At 74.3% G+C, this 21,352-nt stretch carries 17 protein-coding genes; 10 read left to right on the top strand and 7 right to left on the bottom strand.

Features of this window, described 5'->3' with window-relative positions; all coding sequences use genetic code 11:
* The first annotated feature begins 23 nt into the window (after window positions 1-23).
* Window positions 24-998: a polysaccharide pyruvyl transferase family protein gene (locus ACFU5J_RS16545; RefSeq protein ID WP_430579448.1), complete on the top strand. Its 975-nt coding sequence runs from the start codon at window positions 24-26 to the stop codon at window positions 996-998.
* A gap of 110 nt (window positions 999-1,108) precedes the next feature.
* Window positions 1,109-2,614, top strand: coding sequence for a S8 family serine peptidase (locus ACFU5J_RS16540; protein ID WP_430577177.1), 1,506 nt, complete (start codon window positions 1,109-1,111; stop codon window positions 2,612-2,614).
* Between the two features lie 82 nt (window positions 2,615-2,696).
* Here the strand turns inward: ACFU5J_RS16540 and ACFU5J_RS16535 are convergent, their stop codons facing one another.
* The 5 genes from ACFU5J_RS16535 to ACFU5J_RS16515 form a co-directional block, all read right to left on the bottom strand.
* Entirely contained in the window at window positions 2,697-4,610 is a 1,914-nt protein-coding gene (locus ACFU5J_RS16535) for a gamma-glutamyltransferase family protein (protein WP_430579447.1), read from the bottom strand.
* Window positions 4,607-5,302 carry a YoaK family protein gene (locus ACFU5J_RS16530; RefSeq protein ID WP_430579446.1) on the bottom strand — a complete coding sequence of 232 codons (696 nt, stop codon included), beginning with the start codon at window positions 5,300-5,302 and terminating at the stop codon, window positions 4,607-4,609. Before ACFU5J_RS16530 ends, ACFU5J_RS16535 begins: the two co-directional genes overlap by 4 nt.
* 123 nt (window positions 5,303-5,425) lie before the next feature.
* On the bottom strand, window positions 5,426-6,361 hold the full coding sequence (locus ACFU5J_RS16525; RefSeq protein WP_430579445.1) for a glycine betaine ABC transporter substrate-binding protein: 936 nt from the start codon (window positions 6,359-6,361) through the stop codon (window positions 5,426-5,428).
* 67 nt (window positions 6,362-6,428) lie between these two features.
* A complete protein-coding gene (locus ACFU5J_RS16520) occupies window positions 6,429-7,310 on the bottom strand; it encodes an ABC transporter permease (RefSeq protein ID WP_430577181.1) in 882 nt (293 codons plus the stop codon).
* The gene (locus tag ACFU5J_RS16515; RefSeq protein WP_430579444.1) at window positions 7,307-8,626 is read right to left on the bottom strand and encodes a glycine betaine/L-proline ABC transporter ATP-binding protein; all 1,320 of its coding nucleotides are present in this window, start codon (window positions 8,624-8,626) and stop codon (window positions 7,307-7,309) included. Before ACFU5J_RS16515 ends, ACFU5J_RS16520 begins: the two co-directional genes overlap by 4 nt.
* 651 nt (window positions 8,627-9,277) lie before the next feature.
* Here ACFU5J_RS16515 and ACFU5J_RS16510 point away from each other — a divergent pair.
* From ACFU5J_RS16510 to ACFU5J_RS16485, 6 genes are all read left to right on the top strand, one after another.
* Window positions 9,278-11,368, top strand: coding sequence for a hypothetical protein (locus ACFU5J_RS16510; protein WP_430579443.1), 2,091 nt, complete (start codon window positions 9,278-9,280; stop codon window positions 11,366-11,368).
* A 281-nt stretch (window positions 11,369-11,649) separates the two neighbouring features.
* On the top strand, window positions 11,650-12,285 hold the full coding sequence (locus ACFU5J_RS16505) for a hypothetical protein (RefSeq protein WP_430579442.1): 636 nt from the start codon (window positions 11,650-11,652) through the stop codon (window positions 12,283-12,285).
* A 117-nt stretch (window positions 12,286-12,402) separates the two neighbouring features.
* Window positions 12,403-13,941 carry an adenosylhomocysteinase gene (gene ahcY / locus ACFU5J_RS16500; protein WP_430579441.1) on the top strand — a complete coding sequence of 513 codons (1,539 nt, stop codon included), beginning with the start codon at window positions 12,403-12,405 and terminating at the stop codon, window positions 13,939-13,941.
* A 111-nt stretch (window positions 13,942-14,052) separates the two neighbouring features.
* Window positions 14,053-15,492: a sensor histidine kinase gene (locus ACFU5J_RS16495; protein WP_430577186.1), complete on the top strand. Its 1,440-nt coding sequence runs from the start codon at window positions 14,053-14,055 to the stop codon at window positions 15,490-15,492.
* Window positions 15,489-16,190 carry a response regulator transcription factor gene (locus ACFU5J_RS16490; RefSeq protein ID WP_430577187.1) on the top strand — a complete coding sequence of 234 codons (702 nt, stop codon included), beginning with the start codon at window positions 15,489-15,491 and terminating at the stop codon, window positions 16,188-16,190. The genes ACFU5J_RS16495 and ACFU5J_RS16490 overlap by 4 nt, the downstream gene beginning before the upstream one ends.
* 149 nt (window positions 16,191-16,339) lie before the next feature.
* Entirely contained in the window at window positions 16,340-17,566 is a 1,227-nt protein-coding gene (locus ACFU5J_RS16485) for an acyltransferase family protein (RefSeq protein ID WP_430579440.1), read from the top strand.
* A 6-nt stretch (window positions 17,567-17,572) separates the two neighbouring features.
* Here ACFU5J_RS16485 and ACFU5J_RS16480 read toward each other — a convergent pair whose 3' ends face one another.
* Window positions 17,573-18,391, bottom strand: coding sequence for an RDD family protein (locus ACFU5J_RS16480; protein ID WP_430579480.1), 819 nt, complete (start codon window positions 18,389-18,391; stop codon window positions 17,573-17,575).
* A 48-nt stretch (window positions 18,392-18,439) separates the two neighbouring features.
* Here ACFU5J_RS16480 and ACFU5J_RS16475 point away from each other — a divergent pair, with 48 nt between their 5' ends.
* Together ACFU5J_RS16475 and ACFU5J_RS16470 are read left to right on the top strand one after the other, a co-directional pair.
* Window positions 18,440-19,429: a stage II sporulation protein M gene (locus tag ACFU5J_RS16475; protein ID WP_430579439.1), complete on the top strand. Its 990-nt coding sequence runs from the start codon at window positions 18,440-18,442 to the stop codon at window positions 19,427-19,429.
* 172 nt (window positions 19,430-19,601) lie between these two features.
* Window positions 19,602-20,387 (top strand): hypothetical protein, encoded by a 786-nt coding sequence (locus ACFU5J_RS16470; RefSeq protein WP_430579438.1) that lies wholly within the window; start codon window positions 19,602-19,604, stop codon window positions 20,385-20,387.
* Window positions 20,388-20,408: 21 nt separating this feature from the next.
* Here ACFU5J_RS16470 and ACFU5J_RS16465 read toward each other — a convergent pair.
* Window positions 20,409-21,352, bottom strand: a 944-nt coding sequence (locus tag ACFU5J_RS16465) for a DUF58 domain-containing protein (protein WP_430579437.1), incomplete at its 5' end; no start/stop codon positions are given.

The following is a 21,352-nucleotide window of genomic DNA, read 5'->3' as shown; positions in this document are numbered from 1 at the left end:
AAGCCGACCCACGGAGCACCCCTATGCCGACGTACCCCTCTGTCCGGGCCCGCCTCGACCGGGTCGCGCGGACCAGCCTCGGGCGCCGCGTGCCGGACACCTTCGGCGTGCGGCGCTCACGCCACCTCCTCGACGACTACGAGGTCGCGGACCTCATCGAGGTGGAGGGCAAGGTGCCGCTCAACTACTTCACGTACCGCCCGAACTTCGGCGACCTCCTCTCGCCCTGGCTCGTGAAGAAGATGACGGGCAAGAAGGTGGTGGTCGCCGACCGGAAGAAGCCGCACTACGTGGTGATCGGCTCGATCATCAACCAGGCGACGGCCCAGTCCGTGGTCTGGGGCAGCGGCACCTACGGCACCGAGGGCAAGGACGAGGTGTCGCCGGACGCGCGGTACACCGCGGTCCGCGGGCCGCTGACGCGCGCCAAGCTCGGCGCGTCCAAGGGCTTCGGCATCGAGGTGCCGGAGGTCTACGGCGACCCGGCCCTGCTGCTCCCGCTCTACTACATGCCGAAGGTGCCGATCACCCACGAGTACGGCGTGGTGGTGCGGTGGAGCGAGCGCCGGTGGGCCAAGGCGACGTTCGGCCCCGGCGTGAAGCTGATCGACTTCGCCCGCAGCGACGTCGAGGCCGTGATCCGCGAGCTCCTCTCGTGCCGGAAGATCGTCACGTCGTCCCTGCACGGGCTCATCGTGGCCGACGCGTACGGCATCCCCAACGCCTGGCTGGCCTCGGCCTCCCCGCGCGGCGGCGTCTACAAGTTCTACGACTACTTCGCGTCGGTGGAGAAGTTCCGCAACCCGCAGACCTTCGACCTCACCGGCGGTCCCGTCACGGCCGAGCGGCTGCGCGACGCGCTGTCGTTCGACGGCGACCCGATCGAGTACGACTACCGGCCGCTCCTCGACGCGTCGCCGTTCCTCCGCCGTCGGACGTCCACCGCGCCGCACGAGGCCGAGGCCGCCCCGGGGGTGCTGGCCGCCGCCCGGCCGTAGCGCACGGCCCCGGCCCGCGAGGTCGGCGGCTCACCGCACGCCGAGCGCCTTCTCGTCCTACCGTCTCCCTGACGGCCGCAACGACGCGGCCGTACCAACGAAGGGGAGACATGAGCATGCGCACCACGAGTCGCGCGCGTCTGGCCGCCGTCGGAGCCGCCGCAGCCCTCCTGATCGCCGGTGCCGGCAACGCCGCCGTCGCCGCCGACGCACCGAACGAACCACCGTCCACCCCGGTACCGGTCGTCACGCCGGACGGCCAGACCTTCTCGTACGTCGTCAACGCCAAGCACGCCAACCCCGGCCAGACCCGCCTCGCCGAGCGGGCGGTCGTCGACGCCGGCGGCGTCGTCGTGCAGTCGTGGCCGGAGATCGGCGTCGTCGTGGCCCACTCCGCGCGGGCGGCCTTCCGGGCCGACGTCGCGCGGCTCGCCAAGGGGCACGCCGTCGGGTCCGTGGGCGTCACGCGCACGGTGCCCGTCTCGGAGGGCACCCCGGCCGCCGTCGCGGACGTGCCGGGGGCCAAGGGCGGCCCCCGGAAGGCCACGGTGACCAAGGAGCCGGGGGCGGACGTCTCGGACGGGACGGCGGTCGCGGCCGCCGACCCGGGCGAGGCCCCCCAGTGGGACATGGCGATGATCAAGGCCGACCAGGCGATCGCGACCGACCCCGGGTCGAAGGACGTGCTGGTCGGCGTCCTCGACTCGGGCATCGACGCGAGCCACCCCGACCTCGCGACGCAGGTCGACGCGGCGGCCTCGGTGAACTGCACGACGGCCGGCCGCCCGGACACGTCGCCCACCGGCTGGCTGCCCACGACGTCCGACCACGGCACCCACGTGGCGGGCACCATCGCGGCCGCGGACAACGGCGTCGGGATCGTCGGCGTCGCCCCGGGCGTGCGCCTGGCGTCGGTGAAGGTCGTCAACGACGACGGCTTCATCTACCCCGAGTACGCGGTCTGCGGCTTCGTCTGGGCGGGCCTGCACGGCGTGGACGTCACCAACAACTCGTACTACATCGACCCGTTCGAGTTCTGGTGCGACGACCAGCCCGACCAGGCGGCGGTGAAGGAGGCCGTGCGCCGCGCGATCGACTTCTCCACCGACCGGGGCGCCGTGCACGCCGCGGCGGCCGGCAACTCGGCCACCGACCTGTCGACCAACACCCGGGACACGGCGAGCCCCAACGACTCGACGGCCGTGGACCGCACCATCAACGCGGGCTGCGAGGACATCCCCACGGAGGCGGACGGGGTGGTGACGGTGTCGTCGGTGACCAGGACGGAGGCGCTGAGCTCGTTCTCGAACCGCGGCCTCGGCAAGATCGACGTCGCGGCGCCGGGCAGCTCGATCCTCTCGACCGTGCCCGGCGGCTGGGGCCTCAAGAGCGGCACGTCGATGGCGTCGCCGCACGTGGCGGGCGTGCTCGCGCTCATGAGGTCCGCGCACCCCGGCTGGTCGCCGGCGATGCTGGAGCGGGCCGTGCGCGACCAGGCGGACGACCGGCCGTGCGGCACGACGACCGCCGGCCCCGCGTGCGTCGGCACCCCGGAGGAGAACAGCTTCTTCGGGGACGGCCTGGCGGACGCGCTCGACGCGGTGACGCTGGGCTGACGCCCCGCGGACTCCCAGGGCGCGGGAGCCCCGGCCTCGTCGGAGGTCGGGGCTCCCGCGTGCCGTGGGTCGGGGCGCGGCGCTACCGGCCGGCGGCGTAGCCCTGCCCGCCGCGGGGGTTGGCCGCGGCGCCGACGACGCCGGTGGCGGGGTCGCGCGTGACGGCGCTGAGCCGCCCGAGCGCCCAGTCCCCGGCGAGGGTGAGCACGTGGCCGCGCTCGGCCAGCCCGGCCAGGACGTCGGCGCCCAGCCGGTCCTCGACGACGGCGCCGCCGGGCGTCCAGGTGCGGGGCCAGAACGAGCCGGGTGCGGAGGTCGTGTGCAGGGCGGGGGCGTCGATCGCCTCCTGCGGCGTGTAGCCGCCCACCAGCACGCGCAGGAGGAACGTGAGCTGCCACTGGTCCTGCTGGTCGCCGCCCGGGGACCCGCACGCGAGCACGGGCGCGCCGTCGCGCAGCACGAGCGTCGGCGTCAGGGTGGTGCGCGGGCGCCGGCCCGGCTCCAGGCGGGACGGGGACGACTCGTCGAGCCAGGTCATCTGCAGGCGGGTGCCGAGTGCGAAGCCGAGGCCGGGCACGGTGGGGGAGGACTGCAGCCAGCCGCCCGACGGCGTGGCGCTGATCATGTTGCCCCAGCGGTCCACGACGTCCAGGTGGCAGGTGTCGCCGCGCGTCGCGCCCGTGGCGTCGGTCTGGAGGCCGTCGCCGTTCAGCGGCGCGGCCGCGGGGACGGCGACGGTGGGCTCGCCGACGCCCGCCGCGGCGCCGCCGGTCGGCGCCCCGGGCAGCGCGGCGGCGGGCACGTCGGTGGCGTACTCGGTGCGCAGCGGCGGCAGCGAGGGCGCGGGCCGGCCGGGGACCTGCCCGGGGCGCACGTCGTGGGAGGCCCGGTCGCCGATCAGCGCGCGGCGGGCGGCGGCGTACTCCTCGGAGAGCAGCGCGTCGAGCGGCACGTCACCGTCCCCGTACCAGGCGTCGCGGTCGGCGAGGGCGAGCTTGAGTGCCTCGAGCACCGTGTGCGCGCCGAGCTCGGTGGACGGGTCGAGCCGCGCGTCGTCGAGCCCGTCGAGGATCCGCAGCGCCTCCAGCAGGGCGGGGCCCTGCCCCCAGGCGGCGGTCTTGGCCACGGTGTACCCGCGGAAGTCGACCGTCGCGGCGTCCTCGAACGACGCCTCGAACCCGGCGACGTCGGCCGCCGTGAGCACGCCGGCGTGGTCCCGGCCGTCCGCGTGCCGGTGCGGCGTGCGGACGAACTCCGCGGCCGCCTCGCCCACCACGGCGCGCCAGGCGCCGCGGGCGGCGTCGACGGCCGCGGCGCGGTCGGCGCCCGAGGACGCGGCGTCGGCCTCCGCCGCGCCGAGGCGCCCGAGGACGGCGGCGAGCTCGGGGTTGGTCACGAGCTCGCCCTCGCGCGGCGCCCGGCCGCCCGGGAGCCAGCGGTCCGCGGAGGTGGTCCAGTGGTCGCGGAACAGGCCGGACACGCCCTCGATCGTGCGGCACACGGCCGCGAGCACCGGGTGGCCGTCGCGCGCGTAGCCGAGCGCGGGGGCGAGGACGTCCGCCACGGTCCAGGTGCCGTGGTCGCGCAGCAGCAGCAGCCAGGCCTCGACCGCGCCCGGGACGGCCGCGGCCAGCGCACCCGACCCGGGCACCAGGTCCAGGCCCTCGACGTCCCGGTAGTGCGCGATCGTCGCGCCCGCGGGCGCCGGGCCCTGCCCGACGAGCACCCGTGGCCGCCCCGGCTCGGCGGCGGTCGTGAGGACCGCCGTCATGTCCCCGCCCGGCCCGTTGAGGTGCGGCTCGACGACGTGCAGCACGAACGCGCCCGCGACGGCCGCGTCGAAGGCGTTGCCGCCGCGCTCGAGGACGGACTGCGCGCTCGCGCTCGCCAGCCAGTGCGTGGACGCGACCATCCCGAACGTGCCGCGCAGGTCGGGTCGGGTCGGGTGGGTGGGCGGGGGCGTGAACGGCGGCGTGGGCGGGGGAGTGGACGTCATGCTGAGGCTTCCTCCGTGGTGTGTCCGAGGGCGGCGACGAGGAGCGTGAGCACCGCGGACACGGCCACGCCCCACGCCAGGTGGGCCTGCAGGAGCAGCGCGCCGACGGCCGCCCCCGCGCAGATGAGGGCGATCGCGGTGACGCGCCGCCCGGAGTGCTTGCCGGAGCCGCCCGCCAGCCGGGAGTCGGCGGCCAGACCGGTGATGGTCGAGGTGACGACGACGGTCGTGACGTCCTTGACCGACAGGTGCCGCGCCGTCGCGGCCTGGGCGCCCATCGCCAGGGCCAGCAGCCCCGTCACGACGAGCTGCATCGTGCGCGGCAGGTCGGCACCCGTGACCGCGAGCAGCACCGTGATCGCGGCGAGGAGCACCCCGACCGTCACGATCAGCCCGGTGGTGCGGGTGGTCCACCCCACCTGCACGGGCCGCAGCACCACGCCGGCCAGCGCGGCCCCGGCCATGAACGTGCCGAGGGCGAGCAGCGGGCCCGCGACCGGCAGCCCGTCCCCGCCCGCCAGCGCCATGCCGAGGATGACGACGTTGCCCGTCATGTTGCCGGTGAACACCCGGTCGAGCCCGAGGTAGCCGACCGCGTCGGCGATGCCGGTGGAGAACGTCAGGGCGAGCATCAGGACCAGGTGGAGGCGGTCGCGGTCGCCGGTGATCCTCAGGAGCGTGGAGCGGGGCACCCGGCCACCGTACCGAGCGCCGCCGAGGGAGCCCGGACCTCGCCGGGGGAGTACGACGATCGCCGGGGCGGTTCCGCGTCGGCGGAACCACCCCGGCGAGGACCGGGCTACCTCAGCGAAGGGTCACTTCGCGGCGTCGCCGGCGGACGCGCCGCCGGTGACCTGGTCGACGAAGTCCGGGTTGGCCTTCAGCCACGCGTCGACGGCGGCCTCCGGGTCGTCCTTGTACTGGTCGTCGTTGAACATGAGGTTCTCGAGCGAGAACAGCTGGTCGTCGTCGAGCGTGAAGCTCTTCAGCCAGCCGGCGAGCTCGGGGTAGCGGTCGGCGAAGTCCTCGGTGCCGTAGGTGTGGATCTCCTCGGCGTCGCCCATCGCGCCCTCGGGGTCCTCGAGGTCGCGGATCGGGAACTCGTCGTAGGCCCAGTGCGGGCGCCACAGCGTGACGGCGATGTTGTTGCCCTTGTCGACGGCGCCCTTGAGCTCGGCGAGCATCGCGGGGGTCGAGGAGATCGTGTAGTCGAGGTCCTCCAGGCCGTAGGTCGGGATGGCCTGCTCCTTGGTGACCTTGGTGAGGCCGGCGCCGGCCTCGATGCCCACCAGCTTGTTGTCGTACTGGTCGGCCATGTCCTTGAGGTCGCCGATGGTCTTGGCCGGCGAGTCCTCGTTCACCGCGATGGTGAGCTTGGCGTCGTCGTACCAGGTGCCGAGGTCGGAGATGTCGTCGCCGAACTTCTCCACGTAGCTGGCGTGCGTCAGCGGCAGCCAGGTGTCGAAGAGCACGTCCATGTCGCCGCCGGCGAGGCCGGTGAAGACCACGCCGATGTCGGCGGTCTTCGTGTCGACGTCGTAGCCCTTCTCCTCCAGCACCTTGGCCCAGAGGTTCGAGACGGCGATGCCCTCGTCCCAGCCGGACGGGATGCCGATGGTGATCTCCTTCTCGTCACCCGAGCCGGTGCTCGAGCCGCCGTCGTCGTCCGACGCGCAGGCGGCGAGGGAGACGGCGAGGGCGAGGGTGCCGCCGGCGGCGGCGACGCGGCGGGTGTGGCGTCCGAGATTCATGGTTGTCCTTCCTGAGGGTGCCCGTGCGGCGGCGCGGCGGCCGCCGCACGAGCGAGGAGCGGGAGCGTCAGCGCGTGGCCTTGAGGGCCTTCGCGACCGGGGAGCGGTCCGCGAGGGCCGAGGTGACGCGGTCGAGGTAGATGGCGAGGAACACGACCGCGAGGCCTGCCTCGAACCCGAGGGCGATGTCGACGCTGGAGAGCGCGCCCACGACGTCGCCGCCGAGGCCGCCGGCGCCGACCATGCCGGAGATGACGACCATCGACAGGGCCAGCATGATCACCTGGTTGACGCCCGCCATGATGGTGGGCATCGCCAGCGGGATCTGGATCTGGCGCAGGATGCGGCGGTCCGTGGAGCCGAACGCGCGGCCGGCCTCCACCACCTCGGAGTCGACCTGACGGATGCCGAGCTCGGTGAACCGCACGCCGGGGGCGAGCGCGAACACGATGGTCGCGATGATGCCGGGCACGGGGCCGGTGAGGAAGATGACGACCGTCGGGATCAGGTAGACGAAGGCGGGCATCGTCTGCATGAAGTCGAGGATCGGCCGGACGACGCGTGAGACGTGCTCGTTGCGCGCGGACCAGATGCCGAGCGGGATGCCGATCAGCAGCGCGACCACGGACGCGAGGAGCACGAGCGCCAGGGAGTCCATGGCGTTGCCCCACTGGTCCATCGCGGCGATCAGCACGAAGCCGACGAGCGAGCCGAGCGCGAGCTTCCAGCCGCGGGCCCAGAACGCGATCGCGGCGAGCACGATCGCGACGACGAAGAACGGCGGCGTGCTGAGCACCCAGTCCAGGCCGTCGTAGATCGACTCGAAGAACGTCTTGACGGCGTCGAACAGCGGGTCGAACGTGTCGGTGACCCAGTCGATCGCCGTCTCGATCCAGTCGCCCACCGGGATCCGGGGGACGAGGGTGTCGCTGGCAGCGGTGACGATCATGCCGGGGCTCCTTCCGTCGTCCCGGCAGGTTCGTCGTCGGCCGGCACCTCCTGCGTCGTCCCCGGGGTCGACACGTTGCCGTTCTCGACCGCTTCGCCGGCCATGGCCTCGAGCAGCGTCACGCGCGGCACGACGCCGACCAGGCGGCCTTCGTCGTCGACCACTGCGAGCGGCACGGCGGACTCTGCCGCCGGGGCGAAGAGCTCGGCGATCGGGGTGTCCTGGTGCACCGAGGTGACCTCGGTGTCGAGGATGCCGTCGAGCTTCTCCGCGCCCTCCTTCGTGGCGCGCACCGCGTCGTCGGCGCGGACGAGCCCCTTGAGGACGCGCCGCCGGTCGACCGCGAACGCGCCCGACACCTCGGCCTCGCGCATCTCGCGCGCCGCCTGGCGGGGCCCGCCGCCGGCGGGCACGGTGAGGCGCGGCCGCTGCATGACCGAGGACGCCGTGAGCACGCGCGACCGGTCGACGTCCGCCACGAACTTCTCGACGTACGAGTTGGCGGGGTCGGACAGGATCTGCTCGGCGGTGCCGATCTGCACGATCCGCCCGTCACGCATGACGGCGATCCGGTCCCCGAGGTGCATGGCCTCGTTGAGGTCGTGCGTGATGAAGATGATCGTCTTGCCCAGCTTCTCCTGGAGCTCCAGGAGCTGCTCCTGCATCTCCGAGCGGATCAGGGGGTCGAGGGCGCTGAACGCCTCGTCCATGAGCAGCACGTCGGTGTCGGCGGCGAGGGCGCGGGCGAGGCCGACGCGCTGACGCATGCCGCCGGACAGCTGCGACGGCAGCGAGTCCTCCCAGCCGGAGAGGCCGACCATGTCGAGCGCCTGGCGGGCCTTCTCCTGCCGCTCGGCCTTGCCGGCCCCCTGGATCTCCAGCGGGTACGCGGCGTTGTCGAGCACCGTGCGGTGCGGGAGCAGCGCGAAGTGCTGGAAGACCATGCTGACGCGGGTGCGGCGCAGCTCGCGCAGGCGCTTGCCGTCGACGGTCGCGAGGTTCGCGTCCCCGAGGAGGACGTCGCCCGCGGTCGGGGTCCACAGGCCGTTGAGCATGCGGATGAGGGTCGACTTGCCGGAGCCGGACAGGCCCATGACGACGAAGATCTCGCCGGGGGCGACGTCGAAGGACGCGTCGATCACCGCGGCGGTACCGAGGCTCTTGACCTCGTCGCGCGAGGCTCCCGCCTCGAGGCGGCGCACGGCCTCGCCAGGCTTGGGCCCGAAGACCTTGTAGACGCCTCTCACCGACACCGCGGGGGTGACCCCGGACGTCTCGGCGGGCGTTGCTGTGGTGGTACTGCTGTCTCCCGTCATACGGGCAGGGCTCGCCACCTTCCATCACGTTCGGATGTACCCACGGTTCGCCGGGCGGTGCGTCGAGCACCGGTCACGGGTTCCCGTGCTTCCGCGGTTCCAGTGGGCACAAGGGCATCAAGCACCCTCCTACGCCGACGGGTGCCGTGGCGAACTGAGAAAGCGCGCCTGATCTGCGCGTTTCTTCCGGGTTGTCCTGGGGAAACACCGACTTTTGGCTGGTCAGAAGGGTGCAGCGATCGTTACCGGAATGTGACAAAGCGCGTGACGCAGGTCACGATCCGCGCCTGAACAGTGTGTCCCGGGCCACCATCTGGCGCCACTCGGGAGGCGGCGACCGTGAAGAAAGCATCTGGGAACGGCAAGGACTCGGCAAGTCGTGGGCGCCTCACGGGGCGGGTCGGGCGCGATCGGACGGCCGCGACGAACGCCGGCGGAGCGGGTGAAAACCTGCTCGCGAGCGGGTGAATTTCGGGCTCGACGACCGAAGCCGGAGGGTGACCGGTGACCGGGGCTCCATACTCGGCGCAGCACCGCCCGCCCGCGCCTCGGCACGGCCGCGGCGACCGGCACCGACGCCGACGTGGCCCTGCGGCCGTGCCCTCACCCTCGCCGGCCGGGCACCTGGCCGGCACGAGTCCCGGAGGACCCGTGGAACCTGTCCTGTCCGGCCGCGCGCGGCACCGCGCGCGCACGACGGCGCTCGTCGCCGCCCTCTCCCTGGTCGTCGCGCCGCTGGTGGCCGCGCCCGCCGCGGTCGCCGCCACCGACCCCCCGCCCGAGAGCCAGGTCGCCGTCGAGCCGACGACCGAGCCGACGGCCGAGCCGACGACCGGGCCGACGACCGGGCCGACGGCGCCTGCCGCCCTCACCGACGTCGTCGCGCCCGACGTCGCGCAGCTCGCCGTCGCGGGCACGCTGCGGGTGGGCGAGCAGGTCGTGGTCGACCCGCACCCCGAGCTCTGGACGCCCGCCGACGTCGATCTCGCCTTCGACTACCAGTGGTCCGTGGACGGGGTCGAGGTCGCGGACGGGACCGGAGCCGCCCTGGTCGTCCCGGCCGGTGCCGTCGGCGGCGTCCTGAGCGTCGCGATCACCGGCACCGCGCCGGAGGGCGCCGTCGACGGCGTCCCCTCGGCGTCCGTGGTGGTGACCGCCGACGGCACCGTGGCGCCGGGCGCCATCGCCGGTGCCGATCCCACCGTGTCCGGCACCGTGCGCGTCGGGAGCCGCGTCACCGTGCAGCCGGGGGAGTGGCCCGAGGGCACGACCCTCGCCTACCGCTGGACCGTCGAGCGGGCGACCGGCACGACGACCGTCGCGACGACGTCGTCGTACACGCCGGTCGTGGCCGACAGGGGCGGGGTGCTCACCGTCGCGGTGACAGGCACGCGCCCCGGCTACGAGACCACCCGGACCACCGTGCCGGTCACGGTGGCCGCCGGCGTCCTCACGGCGCCGCCCCCGACCATCTCCGGCACCGTGCGCGTCGGCTCGAAGGTCGCGGCGAAGCCGGGCGCCTGGACCGCCGGCACGACGCTCACGTACCAGTGGTACGCGTCGGGCGTGGCCATCTCGAAGGCCACGGGCACCACCTACACGCCGACCGCGTCGGTCAAGGGCAAGACGCTGCGGGTCCGCGTCACCGGCACCAAGTCGGGCTACACCACGGTGACCCGCACGAGCGGCTGGAAGACCGTCGCCGCCGGCGTCCTGTCCGCGCCGCGGCCGAAGATCAGCGGCACGGTGCGCGTCGGCGCCAAGGTCGCCGTCGCGAAGGGCACCTGGAAGCCCGCCGCGAGCACCTACCGCTACCAGTGGCGCGCCAACGGCGCGAAGATCTCCGGCGCGACGAAGTCGTCGTACACGGTCCCGTCGAGGTACGCGGGCAAGAAGCTCACCGTCACCGTCACCGGCAGCCGCTCGGGGTACGCCACGACGTCGGTGACGAGCTCGTCGTCCACGGTGCTGCGGGTCTACTCCCGGACGTCGGCACCGAAGATCTCGGGCAGCGCGCGCATCGGGTCCACCCTCAAGGTGAGCAGCCGCGGCACGTGGACGCCGAAGCCGTCGTCCTGGCGGTACCAGTGGAAGGCGAACGGCACGGAGATCAAGGGTGCGACCCGGTCGAGCCTGAAGCTCACGGGTGCCCAGTACGGCAAGCGCATCACCGTCACCGTCAAGGGCGTCCGCTCGGGCTACTACTCCTCCACCCGCACCAGCGCCGCGACGGCGCGGGTGACGGTGCCCGCCCCGGTGCTCACGAAGAACGGCACGTACAAGGTCGGGACGCAGATCAAGGCGGGCACGTACGTCGCTCCCGGCTCGCCGAAAGGGTGCCGTGTCCAGCGGCTCGACGGGAACAAGAAGATGGTCTGGGCGGGTCTGACCTACGGCCAGACGATCATGACGATCCGCAGCACGGACAAGTACTTCGCCACCACCGGCTGCGGCACGTGGCGCAAGTACGCCGCGTACGGGAAGGTGCGGACGTCCACGCCGACCGACGGCATCTACAAGGTCGGCACGGGCGGGGGACAGCTCAAGCCCGGGCTGTACTACACCACCGGGCCGGCGTACTCGGACGACGTCTGCTACGTCGCCGCGCTGAAGAGCTTCACGATGACGCACGCGGCGATCGACGAGGCCGCCGAGTTCACCGAGCCGGGCTACTGGAAGGTCCTGACCGGTGACGTCGGGTTCGAGGCCTACGGCTGCTCCTGGCGGCGCGTCTCGAGCTGACCGTCGCGGTTCCTGAGCGCCGCCGTCCGCCGTCCCCGACCGGGACCGGTGGGCGGCGGTTCTCGTCCTGCCGTGGACAGGGCCGACTGCGGCGAAGATCACCCGCCCCGCAACGGGTGAAGTCCGACATCGACCGGTTGCTTTCGGCAAGAGCGCTCACATACTTGTCTGGCGACACCATCCCCCCGGCGGGCGGCCCGACGACGGCCGCCGCCGCGAGAGGGCCGGGGTCGCGCCACCTCACCTGCCGACGTCGTCGGCGCACCCCCCAGGAGCAGCTCGTGAAGCACACTTCGCCCGCGCGCCGGGGCGGCCGCCTCGCCGCGATCGTCACGACCGTCACCCTGCTGGCGGCACCGCTCGCCGTCGTGCCCGCGACCCTCGGCGCGCCGTCGGCCGCCGCGGCGACCACCACCCAGGTGACGATCAAGAAGATCGGCACGAAGACCGCGCCGTACAAGAAGAAGACGACGGTGCGGCCGAACGTCACGGCCAAGGGCCACGTCGCGGTGAAGTCCAAGACGCTCACGGTGAAGAAGGCCGGCACCACCGTCGCGAAGAACAAGAAGTCCGTCGCGCTGAAGGCCGGCACGTACAAGGTGACGACGAAGGTCACCTACAAGACCTACCGGCTCACCTCGGCGAAGGCGAAGGTCTGGTCGGCCACGAAGGCCAAGTCGAAGACGCAGACGCTCGTCGTCAAGCAGGGCAAGAAGCCGTCGCGCACGACGCCGGTCAGCGCGTACAACTGCCCGAGCTGGGCGCCGATCAAGGGCAACCAGACGACGGCCAAGAAGGGCGACTGGATCTACCACGTGCCGGGCGGCCGCTACTACAAGCAGACCAAGCCGGAGGAGTGCTTCACGACGACCTCCGCGGCGCGCAAGGCGGGCTACCGCCCGTCGAAGAACGGCTGACGACGCACCAGCCCCGGACTACCCTGGGTGCTGGCCCGTGCCGCCGACGGCAGGCCACGCGCAGACGGGAGCCCCCAGCGCGACCGACATGACCCCGAGACGTCCAGGAGGGCGACCATGTCCACGACCGCTGAGGCACCCGGAACCACCGGCTTCGACGAGGTTCCCGGCCGCTACAAGGTGCGCGCGCTCGCGCTGGCGGAGGCGGGGCGGCACCAGATCCGCCTGGCCGAGCACGAGATGCCCGGCCTGATGGCGCTGCGCGCGGAGTTCGGCGAGTCGCAGCCGCTGGCCGGCGCCCGCATCGCCGGCTCGCTGCACATGACGGTGCAGACCGCCGTCCTCATCGAGACGCTCGTGGCGCTCGGCGCCGAGGTCCGGTGGGCGAGCTGCAACATCTTCAGCACGCAGGACGAGGCCGCGGCGGCGATCGTCGTCGGCCCGCACGGCACCCCCGCCGACCCGCAGGGCGTGCCCGTCTTCGCCTGGAAGGGCGAGAGCCTCGAGGAGTACTGGGACTGCACCGAGCAGATCCTCGTGTGGCCGGGGGCGGAGAACGGCCAGGGCGGCCCCAACCTCATCCTCGACGACGGCGGCGACGCCACGATGCTGGTGCACCTGGGCCTGCAGTACGAGCGCGCCGGCGTCGTGCCGCCCGACACGCTGCCCGGCGAGCCGGACCACACCCACGAGATGAACGTGGTGCGCAGCGTGCTGCGCCGGGCGCTGGACTCCGACCCGCTGCGCTGGACCACGGTCGCGCAGGGCATCGGCGGCGTCACCGAGGAGACGACGACGGGCGTGCACCGGCTCTACCACCTCGCGGAGGCGGGCGAGCTGATCTTCCCGGCGATCAACGTCAACGACTCGGTCACCAAGTCGAAGTTCGACAACAAGTACGGCATCCGGCACTCGCTGCCCGACGGCATCAACCGCGCCACGGACATCCTCATCGGCGGCAAGGTCGCCTTCGTCTGCGGTTACGGCGACGTCGGCAAGGGCGCGGCCGAGGCGTTCCGCGGCCAGGGCGCGCGCGTCATCGTGTCCGAGGTGGACCCGATCTGCGCGCTGCAGGCGGCGATGGACGGCTTCCAGGTGGCCCGGCTGGACGACGTGATCGGCGAGGCCGACTTCGTCATCACCACGACCGGCAACAAGGACGTCGTGCGCGTCGAGCACATGCTCGCGCTCAAGGACAAGGCCGTCGTCGGCAACATCGGCCACTTCGACAACGAGATCGACATGGCCGGCCTCGCCGCCGTGCCGGGCGTCGTGAAGACCGAGATCAAGCCCCAGGTGCACGAGTGGACGCTGCCCGCGGCCGACGGCCGGCCCGAGCGGTCGATCATCGTGCTCTCGGAGGGGCGCCTGCTCAACCTGGGCAACGCGACCGGCCACCCGTCGTTCGTCATGTCGAACTCGTTCGCCAACCAGGTGATCGGCCAGATCGAGCTGTTCGCCGACATGGCCCGCCCCGCCGACGAGCGCCAGTACGAGCGCCAGGTGTACCGCCTGCCCAAGGTGCTCGACGAGAAGGTCGCGCGCCTGCACCTCGACGCGCTCGGCGTGCGGCTCACCGAGCTGAGCAAGGAGCAGGCCGAGTACATCGGCGTGCCGGTCGAGGGCCCGTACAAGGCGGAGCACTACCGGTACTGACGAGGGAGCCCCTCTGCCGCGGTCCGGACCGGCCCGGCAGGGGGGACAACCCCCGGCAGGACGGCGGTGGGCCGGATATCGGCTCGGCGCCGCGGGCGGCAGCCTGGAAGCATGACCAGCATGACGTCCACCGACGGCACCGCACCGTCGCCCGCCACCCCGCACTCGACGGAGGCGGCTCCGGCGTCGCCGAGCGCGGACGACGGCGCGCCGCCGTTCCTCCTCGCCCCGTTCGACGGCCGCACCTGGCGGGCCTACGGGTTCATCTGGCTCTCGCTGCTCCTGGCGCCGTTCGCGTTCACGTACGCGATCTTCACCGTCTCCTTCATGGCGGGGGTCGCGGTCACCGTCGTGGGCCTGTTCGTGGCGGGCGGCGTGCTGATCGGGGCCCGCGGCTGGGGTTCGACGTACCGGCGGATGGCGGTGCGCTACCTCGGCGTGGAGATCGCCGAGCCCGCGCCGCGCACGCCGCGCAAGGGCTTCTGGCGTCGGCTCGGCGGGATGCTGGGCGACTCGACGGCCTGGCGGTCGCTGCTGTACATGGTCGTCACCTTCCCGCTGGCGATCGTGTCGTTCGTCGTGAGCACGGTGTTCCTGGCCGTGGCCCTCGGCGGCATGACGCACTGGTTCTGGTCGCGCTGGCTGCCGCTGCAGCAGGCGAGCGACGGCACCTGGCACCGGGGCGCGTCGTTCGGCACCGACTGGTTCGTCGACACCCCGGCGCGCCAGCTGCTGCTCGTCGCCGCCGGAGTGATCCTGCTGTACCTGTGGCCGCAGGTGCAGGCCCTGTTCGCGGGGCTCTTCCGGCTGCTCACCGTCGGGCTGCTCAGCCCCACCCGGGCCAGCCTGCGCGTCGCCTACGCCGAGCGGGCCCGCGCCGTCACGGTGGAGGACGCCGACGCCCGCCTGCGCCGCATCGAGCGCGACCTGCACGACGGCACCCAGGCGCACCTCGTGGCCGTCGCCATGCAGATCGGCGAGGCGCGGGAGCTGCTGCGCGACGGCGCCGACGAGGCCGAGCTCGCCGCCGTCCTGGAGACGGCGCACTCCAGCACCAAGGACACGCTCGCGGAGCTGCGCGAGCTGGCCCGCGGCATCCGGCCGCCCGCCCTGGACGCGGGCCTCGCCGTCGCCCTGGAGACCCTGGCCGCGCGCGCCGCCCTGCCGGTCCGGGTGCACGCGGTCGGGCTCGACGCCGCCGACCTGCCGCCCAGCGTCACCGCGATCTCCTACTTCGCCGTCGCGGAGCTCGTCGCCAACGCGACCAAGCACGCCCGCGCCACCGGGGTCGACGTCGTCGCCGGCGTGGAGCCCGTGGCCGACACCGCCACCGGCGCGGCCGTGCGCGCCCTGGTCCTGCGGGTGCACGACGACGGCGTGGGCGGCGCGGCCGTGCGCGCCCCGGACGCGTCGGGCCGCGGCAGCGGGCTGGCGGGCCTGACCGACCGGCTGTCCGGTGTCGACGGCACGCTCGGGGTGGTCAGCCCCGCCGGAGGGCCTACGGTGATCACCGTGACCATCCCGCTGCCCGCCCCCGGCACCGCCCGATGACTTCCGACGCGCCGGGCGCGCCGGGCGGTCTGCGCGTCGTCGTCGCCGAGGACTCCGCGATCCTGCGCGACGGCCTCGTCGCGCTGCTGTCCCGCCGCGGGTTCGACGTCGTGGCGGCCGTGCCCGACGGCGACGCCCTCGTCCGCGAGGTCACCACCCTCGCCGCCGCGGGCGCGCTGCCCGACGTGCTCGTCGCCGACATCCGCATGCCCCCGTCCCACACGGACGAGGGGCTGCGCGCCGCCGAGGCGCTGCGGGCCGCCCACCCGGGGCTGCCCGTGCTGGTGTTCTCCCAGTGGGTCGAGACGCGGTACGCGTCGCGCCTGCTCGAGGGCGACCCGCGCGGTGTCGGCTACCTCCTCAAGGACCGCGTGGCCGACGTCGGGGACTTCGTCGCCGCGCTCGGGCGCGTGGCCGCGGGGGAGACGGTGCTCGACCCCGAGGTCGTGCGCCAGCTGATGGGCGCGCACCGCTCCGTCGAGGACGGGGTGGCCCGCCTGACGCCGCGCGAGAAGGAGGTGCTCGAGCTGATGGCGCAGGGCCGCTCCAACGGCGCGATCGCCGAGGCGCTGTTCCTGTCCTACGGCGCCGTCGAGAAGAACGTCGCGGCGATCTTCACCAAGCTGGACCTCCCGCAGGACTCCGCCGACCACCGGCGCGTGCTCGCCGTGCTGCGCTACCTCGGCGTCGACGCCTGAGCCGAGACCTGTCCTGACAGGTCGACGGGGGACGTCCCCCGGAACGACCCGGGGGAGGAGCCGGGCGGGGCGGGGGCCAGGCCCATGTCCGGCGACGTCGCAGGTCACGAGGCTGAGAGTGTCCCTCTCACCGAGCCTCAGGAGCCATCGTGGCCGTCCTCGACGCCCCTGCCCCACCCGCCCCGTCCGCGCCGCCGCCGGTCGTCCGGCCCCGGCCCGACGCCGCCGCGGCCCCCGCGGCCCCCGTGGCGCCTCTCCGCCGCCCGCGGGACCCGTTCGTCGACGTCGTGCGGGCCGTGGGCACCGTCGGCGTGGTGCTCCTGCACTGGCTGATGGCGGAGGCCGCGTGGGACGGCCGCACGCTGCAGGTCGGCAACGCCCTCGGCCACGGCGCCGGCTGGCTCGTGACCTGGCTCCAGCCGCTGGCCCTCCTGTTCTTCGCCGCCGGTGCCTCGGCCGGCTACCAGCGAGGCGGGACGGCCACCGCCGGCCGCGGCTGGGGCGGCGTGGTCCTGGCCCGGCTGCGGGCCGTCGCCCGCCCGGTGGGCGCGTTCGCCGCGGCCTGGGCGCTCGCCGTCGCCGCGCTGCTCGCCCTGGGCGTGCCCGACGACGCCGTGTGGCGGATGGCCCGGATGGCGCCGCAGCTGCTGTGGTTCCTCGGCGTGTGGGTGGTGCTCATGGCGATCACGCCCCTGCTGCGGGCCGCGTGGGAGCGGTGGCGCTGGGGTGCGCTCGGCGCGGCGGTGGCGCTGCCGCTGGCCCTGGACGCCCTGCGCTTCGGGCTCCCGAACGACGTCACCGCCGGCCTCGCCTGGGCCAACGTGCTCCTCGCGTGGGCGGCCCCCTACCTCGCCGGCATCGCGTACGCCGCCGAGCGGGGCGCCCCGCGCCGCCCCGCCGAGCCTCTCGGCTCGCGCACCGCTCGCCGGCTGCTCGCCGCGGGCGCCCTCGCCGCCGTCGCCGCCATGGCCGTGCTCGTCGCCGTCGGCCCCTACCCGCCCAGCATGATCGGGATGCCCGGCGACGAGATCTCCAACCTCGGCCCGCCCACCGCGCCCGTCGTGGCGCACGCGGTCGCCCAGGTCTGCCTCGTCCTGCTGTTCCGCGCCGCCCTCGTGCGCCGGGCGGGCACGGCCGCCGGGCAGCGGGTCGTCGGGGCTCTGGCCCGCCGGTCGATGACGATCTACCTGTGGCACCTCACGGCGATGTTCGCCGTCGTCGGCGTGGCGCTGCTGGGCCTCGGGCAGCGGCTGCCCGCCGCCTGGGGCGCGGACTGGTGGGCGTCCCGGCCGATCTGGTTCGCCGCGTTCCTGCTGGTGCTGCTCGGCCTGGTGCGCGTGTTCGGCCGGTTCGAGGACCGCCCCCGCCGTTCCTGACCGGGGTCAGCGGGGCGGGTCGGGGACGGCGTAGGGCAGGCGGTGCAGGGTGGCGGCGCGGGCCTCGGCCCGCTCCTGCTCCGCCTGCCCGCGCTCGAGCTCGCGGTCGCGGCGCTCGTGCAGCACGGCGTGCAGGAACGCCTCGGCGGGCGTGCCGGGCGGCGGCCCGGGGGCGACGAGCGGCTCGATGCTGCCGGCGAGGTCGTCGGCCAGGCCGGCGCGCGACGCGGGGGCGAGGCGGGGCGCGCGGTCGAGGAACTGGCGGGCGGCGAGGGCCAACCCGTCCGGCAGCCGCCGGATGTCGGCCGTGCGCGCCCAGGCGGCGAGCTCGGGGGGCATCGCGAGCGGCACCGTCCAGCCGCGCCCGCCCCGCACCCGGATGACGTAGGTGCCGGCCAGCAGGTCGCCGAGGCGCTTGCCGCGGGAGTTCGACAGCGACGCGATCAGGGCCACGCTGCCGAACGTCAGCCAGAGCTCGCCCACGCCCACCAGGGCGCGCACGAAGGCGTGCCGGAAGCGCACCGGGCCGCCGTCGTCGCGGACCACCCGGAGCCCCGCCGCCAGCTTCCCCAGGGACCGGCCGCGGCTGAGGGTCTCGACCGTCACCGGCAGCACGACCATCACCAGCACGGCCGCGACCACGCCGAGCACGGCGGCCCACTGCTGGTCGATCTGGACGTCCTGCACCGCGACCACGACGAGCAGCGCGATCCCCACGACGACGATCGCCGCGAGGTCGAGCAGCGCCGCGAGCGCGCGGCTGACGAACGAGGCGGGGCGCGCGTCGAGCACCACGCCCTCGCCGATGACGATCCCGTCGTGCATGTGCATCCCCCGCTCGTGCGACGTGTCCCGTGTGGAAGGGTATCGACCGTGGACCTCGACGCCTTCACCGCCGTGCACAGCCCCCAGTGGGAGCGGCTGCGGCAGCTCACCCGCAAGCGGCGGCTCGACGGCGCGGAGGCGGACGAGCTCGTGCGGCTCTACCAGGCGGTGGCCACGCACCTGTCCACGGTGCGGTCCGCGGCGCCGGACCCGGTGCTGGTCACCCGGCTCTCCGACCTGCTCAGCCGCGCCCGCGTGCGCATCGCGGGCGCCCACGAGCCGGCGTGGGCCGACGTCGTGCGGTTCGTGGCCGTGACCGTCCCGGCCGCGCTGTACCGCGTGCGCTGGTGGACGCTCGGCGTCGTCGTGGTCTGCCTGGCCCTCGCGGTGCTGGCGGGGTACCGGGTGGCGACCGACCCGGGCGCGCTCGCCGCGATGGGCACCCCCTCCGAGCGGGAGGCGTACGTCAACGAGGCCTTCGCGTCCTACTACGACCCGGGCGCGTCGTTCGCCGCGATGGTGTGGACGAACAACGCGTGGATCGCCGCGCAGTGCGTGGGCCTGGGCATCACGGGCGTGTGGCCCGCCATGGTGCTGGTGCAGAACGCCGTGGGCGTGGGCGCCACGGGCGGGATGATGGCCGCCTACGGCGAGCTGGACCTGTTCCTGCAGCTCATCGCGCCGCACGGGCTGCTCGAGCTCACCGCCGTGTTCGTCGCGGGCGCGGCAGGGCTCAAGCTGTTCTGGACGGCGGTGTCCCCGGGCCCCCGCCCGCGCACCGTGGCGCTGGCGCAGGAGGGGCGCGCGCTGGTGACCGTCGCGATCGGCCTCGCGGGGGCGCTCGCGGTGTCCGGCCTGATCGAGGGGTACGTCACCGGCTCCGCGCTGCCGTGGTGGCTCAAGATCGTCATCGGCACGATCGCCCTCGCGGGGTTCTGGGTCTACGTCGTGGTGCTGGGCCGCCGGGCGACCGCCGCCGGCCTCACGGGCGACCTCGACGCCGACCGCGCGGGCGAGGTCGTGCCGACCGTCGGCTGACGGCACGCGGCCGCGGCTCGGGGGACCGGGCAGCCGGTCGACCGGGTGGATTGTGGCCGCGGGCCTGGTCGGCGCGGGGTGCCCTCACCTAGCGTGGATGGCTTCCAGGCAACCTGGTCGGGCCCGCCCGTGCCGCGCGCACGCCGGGGCCCGTCGGCCCGAGGAGGCCGCCATGACGAAGAAGCCGCTCGTCCTCACCTCGGTCGCCCTCGCCGGCGCGCTCGCACTGGCCGGCTGCGACGGCGGCCCCTCGACGGACGCCCCCACCGCGGGCACGGTCACGGGGTCGGGACAGCCCGAGGAGGCGGCCGAGGAGTCGGCGCCCGCGCAGGACGTCCCGCCGTACTCCGAGATCGCCGACGAGGTGAAGGCGAACGTCGCCGCGCTGACGTCGCTGACGCTGACCGGGACCTTCGTCGACGACGGCGAGACCATGAGGATCGAGGGGTCCGGCGCGGTCACCGGCGAGGGCGACTTCACGCTCACGATGTCGGGGACGGTGGACGGCAAGCCCGCTGACGCGACCATCCTGCGCGTCGACGGTGCCACCTACCTCAAGGCGTCCCCGCAGTTCTTCGCGGCCAACTTCGGCGACTCGGACGGCGCGATCTCCGAGGCGCTCGGCGACAAGTACCTGCAGCTGCCGAAGGAGGCCGGCGCCGACGACCTGTCGCTCGAGAGCTTCGTGGACGAGTTCGCCGCCGACCTCCCGAGCGCCGCGGACGTGCCCGACGACACCCCGGGTGAGCTCGTGGACTTCCACGGGCAGCAGGTCTACGAGTACGCCGCCGACGACGGCACGTCGATGCAGGTCACCGCCGACGGCTCGAACCAGCTGGTCGGCGTCAGCAGCCCCGGGGACGGCGAGATGGTGCTGTCCGACCTGAACGAGGCGCCCGACGTCCAGGCGCCGGCCGCCGACGACGTGATGGACCTCAGCGGGATGACCGGCAACTGACCCTCGCGGCGGGCAACGGGGTCAGAGGCGGCCGGCGGCCTTGAGCGCCAGGTACGTGTCGGCGAGGCGCGGCGCCAGGTCGTCGGGGAGCGCCTCGACCACCTCGGCGCCGTGCTGGCGCAGCACCGCCGAGACGGCGGCCCGCTCCAGGTCCGCGCGGGCGGCCGCGGCCGCGTCGTAGACGGCGGCCTCCGACGACCGGTCGGCGCGCAGCCGGGCCGAGTCCGCGTCGGCGACGGCGGCGACGACCACCTGGTGCGTGCCGGACAGCCGATGCACCACGGGCAGCAGCCCCGTCTCCACGGCGGCGGGGTCGAGCGACGTGAGCAGCACGACCAGCGACCGCTGCGACACGCGCTGGCGCACCTGCCCGACGAGGCCCGGCCAGTCCGTCTCCAGCAGCGCGGGCTCGACGACGGCCAGCGACTCGGCGAGCGCGGGCAGCAGCCTGGGGCCCGACGCCCCGGCCACGCGGGCGCGCAGCGCGCGGTCGTAGGCCAGCACCTGCACGCGGTCGCCCGCGCGGTCGGCGAGGGCGCCGAGCAGCAGCGCCGCCTCGATGCTCGCCTCGAGCCGGGTGCCCCCGAGCGTCGAGGCGGGCTCGTCGCCGTCCCCGGCCCCGGGGGACGTCGGGACGTGGGCGCCCGGCGCGCCGCCGATGCGGGCGGCGGAGGTGCGCCCGGTGTCGAGCACGATCACCACGCGCCGGTCGCGCTCGGGGCGCCACGTGCGCACGACGACGTCGCCGCGCCGGGCGGTGGCACGCCAGTCGATCGAGCGGACGTCGTCGCCCACGACGTACTCGCGCAGCGAGTCGAACTCCGTGCCCTCGCCGCGCACCTGCACCGCGGCCCGGCCGTCCATCTCCCGCAGGCGTGCGAGGCGCGACGGCAGGTGGCGGCGGCTCGCGAACTCGGGCAGCACGCGCAGGCGCCCGGGCACGGGGATCGACGCCTGCCGGGCGG

The organism is Isoptericola sp. NPDC057559, from assembly GCF_042801555.1.
Lineage (GTDB): Bacteria > Actinomycetota > Actinomycetes > Actinomycetales > Cellulomonadaceae > Isoptericola.
Note: the sequence above shows the minus strand (reverse complement) of the source record. Positions and strands in the feature narration are given on the sequence as shown.